The organism is Streptomyces hirsutus, assembly GCF_001418415.1.
Lineage (GTDB): Bacteria > Actinomycetota > Actinomycetes > Streptomycetales > Streptomycetaceae > Streptomyces > Streptomyces hirsutus.
The window spans coordinates 1-4,692 of record NZ_LIQT01000680.1; the positions used below are offsets into that span (position 1 = coordinate 1).

Below are 4,692 nucleotides of genomic sequence, written 5' to 3' on the forward strand. Positions count from 1 at the left end.
CGCCCACGGCGCGCGGGAACGTAACCGGCGGGGCCCGGCTGCTGCGGCGCGGGGCGGGCTCGGCCGAGGAGTGGGCGGCGGGCGCCGGGGAGCCGCGTCCGTACGGGATCGACCTCGGCGGTGTCGTCGCGTGGGCCCGGGAGCTGGCGGCGGAGGTCGAGCGGGGGGACGGCGTTCCCGTGGACGCCGGGGCGCGGGCGCCGCGGCTGCGGGCGGAAGCCCAGGGGCAGGGCTCGTAGGCGGGAGGATCCTGGGGGTTCCTGAACAGCGGCTCCCCGCAACGGGCCGGGGCGGTGCGCGGGTGCGGTGGGCCCGGTGTCAGTGGCGTGCGGCAGACTCGGGGCGTGCGAAGGATTCATGTCATCGGCATCGGTGCGGGCGACCCCGACCAACTGACCCTGCAGGCGGTCAAGGCACTGCGCGGCACGGACGTGTTCTTCCTCCTCGACAAGGGTGAGGTGAAGGCGGACCTGACCGGCCTCCGCCGGGACATGCTCGACGCGCACCTGCCGGAGGGGGCGTACCGCGTCGTCGAGGCGCGCGATCCGGAGCGGGACCGGCGGGCCGAGGGCGCCGCCTACTCCGCCGCCGTCGGCGACTGGCGCAGCGCCCGCGCGGACGTCTACGGCCGGCTGATCGCCGGGGAACTGGGCGAGGACCAGGTCGGCGCGTTCCTGGTGTGGGGCGACCCGTCGCTGTACGACAGTACGCTCGCGATTCTCGAGGAGGTTCTGGCGCGGGGCGAGGTCGCCTTCGAGTACGACGTCGTTCCGGGGATCAGCAGTGTCTCCGCTCTCGCCGCCCGGCACCGCACGGGGCTCAACAGGGTCGGCCGCCCCGTCCGGATCACCACCGGCAGGCGGCTCGCGGAGGGCTTCCCGCAAGGAGTGGACGACGTGGTCGTGATGCTGGACGCCCACCAGACCTTCCGGCAGTACGCCGACCAGGACATCGACATCTACTGGGGTGCCTACATAGGCACCCCGGACGAGATCCTCGTGTCCGGGCCGCTCGCCGAAGCCGCGCCCCGGATCGAAGCGCTGCGCGCCGAGGCCCGCGAACGCAAGGGCTGGATCATGGACACCTACCTGCTGCGCCGAAACCCCGGGAACAGGTGAGCCCAGGGGGAACAGATGAGCCCCGGCATCGGAGGGACCCGAGCCGCTTCGGCCGCGGTCGGCAGGCCGAGTGCGCGGGCCCCCGTGACGTGGGCGGAGGTCGCCGATCCCCCTGTCCTTGGTCACCAGGACGTCGCCGCGGTCGTGGTGAGGGCCGGGAGGGATCACGGCGGGTACGGGAACGGGGCGGGCCCGCGGATGTCGGACATACGCCGGGACCGGGCCCCGGAAGCCGACGTCTCCACGGCCCTGTACGGCCTACGATGACGCCGGCGACTGGAGGAGTCATGGCCGTGGACTTGAGCAGGCGGGCCTACCGGGCCCAGCGGTGGGCCGCGCGGGGCGCCCTGCTCGCCGCCGCACTCGCGGTGGTGTTCCCACTCCTCTACGGGGGCCTGCAGGGCCTGGTGCTGTTGCTCTGCGGCGCGGTGGGGCTCGCCCTCAGCGCCGCCGCTCTGTGGTGGACGCTCACGCTGCGGGGGCCGTTGCGCTGGGTGGCCGCGCTGGTGGCCGTGTGTGTGCCCGCGGCCGTCATCGCCCTGTACGCGGCCCTCCTTTTCTGGGCTCTCCCGGTGTCGCTGGCACTGTGGGCGCTGGCCGTGTGGAGCGGGCGGTTCGCGCTGCGCGGGACGGGGAGCGAACAGCGCGAACGGCAGCGGGAACGGCGGATGCCGCTGCCCCGGCGGGCGGTGCTCATCATGAATCCGCGGTCGGGCGGCGGCAAAGTGGGCCGCTACCGCCTGCGGGAGAAGGCGGAACGGCTGGGTGCCCGGGTCGTCCTGCTCGATCCGGAGAAGGAGAACGACGTGACGGCGATGGCCCGGGAGGCCGTCGCGGGCGGCGCGGATCTGCTGGGCGCCGCAGGCGGTGACGGCACGCAGGCGCTGGTCGCGGCCGTGGCCGCCGAACACGACATCCCGTTCCTGGTCATCAGCGCCGGAACCCGCAACCACTTCGCCCTGGACCTGGGCCTGGACCGCGGCGATCCGGCGGCCTGTCTGAACGCCCTCAGCGACGGGGTGGAATTGCGCGTCGACCTGGGTTTCGCCGGTGACCAGCCCTTCGTGAACAACGCGTCCTTCGGTGCGTACGCGTCGATCGTGCAGAGTCCGGCGTACCGGAACGACAAGATCGGCACCAGCCTGGAGATGCTGCCCGACCTGCTCACCGGGCAGCAGGGAGCCCGGCTGGTCGCCCATGTCGGGGACACGTCGCTCGACAATCCGCAGGCCGTACTGGTCAGCAACAACCCCTACCGCACCGACGATCCCTTCGGCCTCGGCCGACGGGAGCGGCTGGACACGGGTGTGCTCGGGGTCCTCGGCGTCAAGGTCGAGAGCGCGGTCGACGCCGCCGCGCTGCTGCTGGACCCCTCGCGGGGCCGGCTCACCAATCTGACCGCACCCGAGGTCCTCATCGAGGGCGACCGCGCGGAGATCGAGGCCGGGGTCGACGGGGAGGCCCTGCTGTTGCCCGCGCCCGTCCTCTGCCGTATCGCGCCCGGCGCACTGCGCGTCCGCGTCCCGCGCAAGCGGCCCGGCGTGGCCCAGGCGCCCCCGCGCCTGAACTGGCGGCGGCTGCGCAAACTGGCGGCGACGGTCGGCCGTACGGCGGCTCCGAGCCGGTTCCGGCACCATCCGGAGATCCCCGACCTCCCGGGAGGGCAGGGGCCCTTCCTCGGGCGCTAGGGCCTGTCCGGCGGGTCGAGTCGGAGGCAAGGGACGGTATCCGGCCGGCTGGGGTGAGCGAGGACTGGTGCGTGCAGCCGCAAGGCGGAGGAGGGCGTCGACGCGATGGGGGTCCCCCTGCTCATGGGGCTGCCTCCGCTCGAGCGAAGCCGAGAGTGGGGGAGGAGCCGAGCGCTCGGGGGAGTCGGCAACCGATGACAACGCCGCAGATGAGCGTGCAGGTCCTCGCCTCTCCGGCATGACCCGCCGGACAGGCCCCAGCCCCGGCGCGCACAGCAACGGCTCCCGGCTCAGCGCACCAGCAGTTGCACGCCGCCCACCACCGTCGCCGCGATCACCAGCCGCTCGAACAGCCGCTGGTTGATCCGGTTCACGGCCCACTTCCCGAGCAGCGCGCCGGGCACGACGAACAGCACGAGTGCCGCGTCGAGCAGCAGCGATTCCGCGTCGATCAGTCCGAGACCCACGCTGAACGGCACCTTGGACGTGTTGACGATCAGGAAGAAGAACGCCGATGTCCCCAGAAAGCCCAGCTTCCGGAAGCCGGCGGAGAGCAGGTACAGGGACATCACCGGCCCGCCCGCGTTGGCGACCATGGTGGTGAAGCCGCCGAGGACGCCGTACGAGCGGGCCTTGATCCGGCCGGCCCGGGAGGTGATCTCCTCGGGTCCGCTCCGTCCGCTGCGTCCGCTGCGTTCGCCGGGGTCTCCCTCCGCGTCGACGGCGGCTTGCGCGGCCCGGTCCGCCGCCCGCCGCCGCCACACCGTCACCGCGGCCATCAGCAGCAGGATCGCCCCGATCGACGTCCCCACGGCCTCGTCGTCCGCCCACATCAGGAAGAAGGTGCCGACGACGACACCGGCCGCGACCGCCGGGAACAGCCGCCACAGGGTGGGCCAGTGGGCGTGCCGCCGGTAGGTGAGGACGGCGAGCACGTCCCCGGCGATCAGGATGGGCAGCAGTACGCCGGTGGAGGCGCGGGCGGGCAGCACCGCCGCGAAGATGGCGAGGCTGACCGTGTTGGCCCCACTGACGGCGGTCTTGGAGAAGCCCACGAGCAGGGCGGCGAAGGCGAGGGCGGCGAATTCCCAGCCGGTGAGGTGCCAGAGCGTCATCATGTCCATTGCGGAGACTGATGGTATGCCCACCTAACGATCGCCGTAAGCGGCGTCCCGTCTGTCGGCTCCTCGCACCTCGCACGGCGTTTCCCGCCGCCGCCCTCGCACGCCGTGCCGAGCCGTGCGGCCGGGCCCGCCCCCGGGGCGGGCCCGGGTTTGCGCAGGGGGGACGGGGGCACCCGCGCGTTCGCGGAGCATCCGAGCATTCGAGAAGGAGCGACACCCCATGACCGTTGTGCGGAGCACCCTGCCCGACGAGGCCAGCCGAGTCGCCGGCAAGGCACTCCAGGAGACCCTGGTGGATCTCCTCGGTCTCTCACTGATCGGCAAGCAGGCCCACTGGAACGTCGTGGGTCCGAGGTTCCGCTCGGTCCACCTCCAGCTGGACGAAGTGGTCTCGACCGCGCGCACCCAGGCCGACACGGTCGCGGAGCGGGCCGCGACGCTCGGCGTGCCGCCGGACGGCCGCCCGGAGACCATCGCCAAGGTCTTCGCCCTGCCCGTCCCCGAGGAGGGCCTGCTGCGCGACGCGGACGTCGTGCGGCTGATGGCGGAGGCGCTGGGGGCCGCGATCGTACGGCTGCGCGAGCGCGTCGACGCCACCGAGAAGGCGGACCCGGTCACCCAGGACCTGCTGATCTCCGTCACCGCCGATCTGGAGAAGCAGCGCTGGATGTTCGAGGCGGAGAGCGCCCCCGCCGAGGCATGACGAAACCCGACGGCGAACCCCGGCGCCCCGTCTCCCGTCGGCGGTCCCCTCCCCTTCCG

General features: G+C 73.1%; 4 protein-coding genes and 1 pseudogene. 4 read left to right on the forward strand and 1 reads right to left on the reverse strand.

The annotated features are described in order from the left end of the window. From AOK11_RS37325 to AOK11_RS37340, 3 genes and pseudogenes are all read left to right on the forward strand, one after another. Nucleotides 1-239, forward strand: a pseudogene (locus AOK11_RS37325) (DUF309 domain-containing protein); the annotation flags it as partial. A gap of 105 nt (nt 240-344) precedes the next feature. Continuing rightward, on the forward strand, nt 345-1,118 hold the full coding sequence (gene cobF, locus AOK11_RS37330; protein WP_055598063.1) for a precorrin-6A synthase (deacetylating): 774 nt from the start codon (nt 345-347) through the stop codon (nt 1,116-1,118). A gap of 287 nt (nt 1,119-1,405) precedes the next feature. Then, the gene (locus tag AOK11_RS37340) at nt 1,406-2,806 is read left to right on the forward strand and encodes a diacylglycerol/lipid kinase family protein (protein WP_055598065.1); all 1,401 of its coding nucleotides are present in this window, start codon (nt 1,406-1,408) and stop codon (nt 2,804-2,806) included. A 290-nt stretch (nt 2,807-3,096) separates the two neighbouring features. Here the strand turns inward: AOK11_RS37340 and AOK11_RS37345 are convergent, their stop codons facing one another. Continuing rightward, nucleotides 3,097-3,930 carry a sulfite exporter TauE/SafE family protein gene (locus AOK11_RS37345; RefSeq protein ID WP_055598066.1) on the reverse strand — a complete coding sequence of 278 codons (834 nt, stop codon included), beginning with the start codon at nt 3,928-3,930 and terminating at the stop codon, nt 3,097-3,099. A gap of 220 nt (nt 3,931-4,150) precedes the next feature. On the opposite strand from AOK11_RS37345, the gene AOK11_RS37350 reads away from it, so the two are divergent. Beyond that, a complete protein-coding gene (locus tag AOK11_RS37350) occupies nt 4,151-4,633 on the forward strand; it encodes a Dps family protein (protein WP_055598067.1) in 483 nt (160 codons plus the stop codon). The last annotated feature ends 59 nt before the right edge of the window (nt 4,634-4,692 follow it).